2 protein-coding genes and 1 pseudogene are annotated in these 2,306 nt (G+C 67.8%); 2 read left to right on the top strand and 1 reads right to left on the bottom strand.

All coding sequences use genetic code 11. From position 1 onward, the window contains the following. Together ACE3UY_RS01160 and ACE3UY_RS01155 are read left to right on the top strand one after the other, a co-directional pair. Positions 1 to 777 (top strand): annotated as a pseudogene (locus tag ACE3UY_RS01160) (serine carboxypeptidase); the annotation flags it as partial. Between the two features lie 270 nt (positions 778 to 1,047). Continuing rightward, positions 1,048 to 2,073 carry a hypothetical protein gene (locus ACE3UY_RS01155; protein WP_374685717.1) on the top strand — a complete coding sequence of 342 codons (1,026 nt, stop codon included), beginning with the start codon at positions 1,048 to 1,050 and terminating at the stop codon, positions 2,071 to 2,073. 113 nt (positions 2,074 to 2,186) lie between these two features. On the opposite strand, the gene ACE3UY_RS01150 is transcribed toward ACE3UY_RS01155, so the two are convergent. Beyond that, complete coding sequence (locus tag ACE3UY_RS01150) at positions 2,187 to 2,300, bottom strand: ribose-5-phosphate isomerase A (RefSeq protein WP_374685718.1); 114 nt, start codon at positions 2,298 to 2,300, stop codon at positions 2,187 to 2,189. Positions 2,301 to 2,306 lie beyond the last annotated feature (6 nt).

Genomic DNA, 2,306 nt, shown 5'->3' with positions numbered 1-2,306 from the left:
TCCATCGGCTCCGTCTGCGCCCGGCTGCTGGCCCAGGCCATCTACAACGTCGTGCTGGTGTCGATCGAGCCGGAGCGGCTGATCGAGCTTAAGCGCACCATCCAGGAGGAGACGCCCGGCGCGACGGTCGCCATCGCCACGCGGGCCGATGAGTACCTGGGCGACTGTGACCTGATCGTCACGGCCACCTCGGCCTTCGGCCAGCGCATCGTGGACATCACCAAGTGCAAGCCGGGCGCGGTCATCTGCGACGTGGCCCGGCCGCCCGACATCAGCCAGGAAGAGGCGGCGCTGCGGCCTGACGTGCTGGTGATCGAGAGCGGCGAGGTACTCATCCCCGGCAACATCGACTTCGGCTACGACATCGGCCTGCCGCCGAAGACGGCCTACGCCTGCCTGGCCGAGACGGCGCTGCTGGCGATGGAGGGGCGCTTCGAGGATTACACGTTGGGCCGGAACATCAGCATGGAGCGCGTGAAGGAGATCTACCGGCTGTTCAAGAAGCACGAGTTCCGCATCGCCGGGCTGCGCTCCCACGACGAGTTCGTGACCGACGAGATGGTGGCCGAGAAGCGCGCGCTGGCCGACCAGCTCCGGGCCGATCCGGCGCTGTTCGCCCGCACTCAGGAGACGGCCGCGGCCACGCTGGCGACCATCCCCGTCTCGGCCAAGGGCGTGAAGGCCAAGCGCGGGCGCGGGGCGCTGCCGTGGATGGGGGCGGCCGGCGCGGCGGTGGCCGGCGCGGGGGCGCTGCTCCTCTATCGCCGCCGCAAGTAGGGGCGGGTTTGAAACCCGCCCCTACCATACGGTCCTGGAAACCCGGTTTCTCAGAAGAAACCGGGTTTCTATTTGGTGAATTTTTCACGCCTATTTGACGTTACCTCTCTCTGCTCTGTGGCAATATACCCATATGAGGGTCGTCTGGGTAGCGCCGCCGGCCCTTGCTTGCTTCTCGGCAGCCGGCCAGACCGACGCGCCCCAAGCGACGCCGCAACACCACGCCGGACGCGCCTTCCCGCGCCCCGGTCCATACCCGTGGAGGGGTTCTTGACCACTATCACCACCTTTGTCGAACGTTTGAATATCCGCCGGGCGGCGCGGTTGAAGATCGCGCTGCCGCTGGCGCTGCTGGCTGGCTTCCTGGTGTTGCTGGGGCGCGCCGCCGCCCAGGACGAGCCGCCCGTCCCCACGTTCACCATTGAGAACGTGGTCGTCGACCAGAACGTCACCATCCTGGCCCAGAACTTCCCCGCCTGGCAGGATTTTGTGGTCACGATGGGGCCAATCGGCACGCTGGGCATCGATGGCACGCCGGTCGCCATCACCAACTCCGGGATGCTCGGCTCCTTCTCGGCCACCTACCCCATCCCTGCCACGCTGGCCGGCGCGCGCCAGATCGCCATCCGCTTCGAAAGCCCCCAGGGCTACTACAGCTACAACTGGTTCTGGAACAACCTGACCGGGCCTGCGCCAACGCTCATCCCGACCTTCGCCATCGAGTCGGTCGTGGTCAACGAGTCGGTCACCATCCGCACCCGCGACTTCCCGGCCGGCCGCACCTTCATGGTGACGATGGGCCACATGGGCACGCTGGGCATCAACGGCACGCCGGTCGGCGCGCTCGACTCCGGCAGCGGCGGCGCGCTGACGGCTACTTTCCTCATCCCCGACGAGCTAAAGGGGCTGGAGCGCATCGCCATCCGCACCGAGGCCGCGCCGTTCTACAGCTACAACTGGTTCGACAACGCCCCGCGGGAGCCGCTGGCCCAGACGCCGACCTTCGCCATCTGCGGCGTGGCCCGCGACGAGGCCGTGGTCATCCGCACCGATCCCTCCTTCCCGCCCAACCGCGACTTCACGGTGATGATGAACCACATGGGCACGCTGGGGACAGAGGGGCAGGTCGTCGGCTCGTTCAACAGCGGGCCGAGTGGTGTGGGTGTTGGCGTGTTCCCCATCCCGGCCGCCCTGCGCGGCCTGGACCGGATCGCCATCCGCGCCGAGCAGTCGGGAGGGCCGTTCTTCAGCTACAACTACTTCGAGAACCAGACGGCGGTTTATTGTCAGCCGTAGAAAGCGCGGGGGTGCAGGGGAGCGGGGGAGCAGGGGAGCAGAGGAGTATTTCTCTCCTGCGCTCCTGCGCTCCTGCGCCCCCGCTCCCCTGATCCCCCGCCCCCCTGCTCTGCTCACGCCTCCAACACCACCACCCCCCGCTCCCCGGCGACAATGGCCTCCGTCGCCAGGCCGAGGAAGAGGCCGTGCTCCACAACGCCGGGCTGGGCGCGGATGAGTTGAGCCATGCCGCG

It is taken from the genome of Promineifilum sp. (SeqCode), assembly GCF_041918635.1.
Classification (GTDB): Bacteria; Chloroflexota; Anaerolineae; order Promineifilales; family Promineifilaceae; genus Promineifilum.
This window is presented reverse-complemented; position numbering and strand designations above follow the sequence as displayed.

Excerpts from the sequence above, each read along its gene's own strand:
- ACE3UY_RS01150 (WP_374685718.1), bottom strand. The coding sequence starts at position 2,300 with ATGGCTCAACTCATCCGCGCCCAGCCCGGCGTTGTGGAGCACGGCCTC.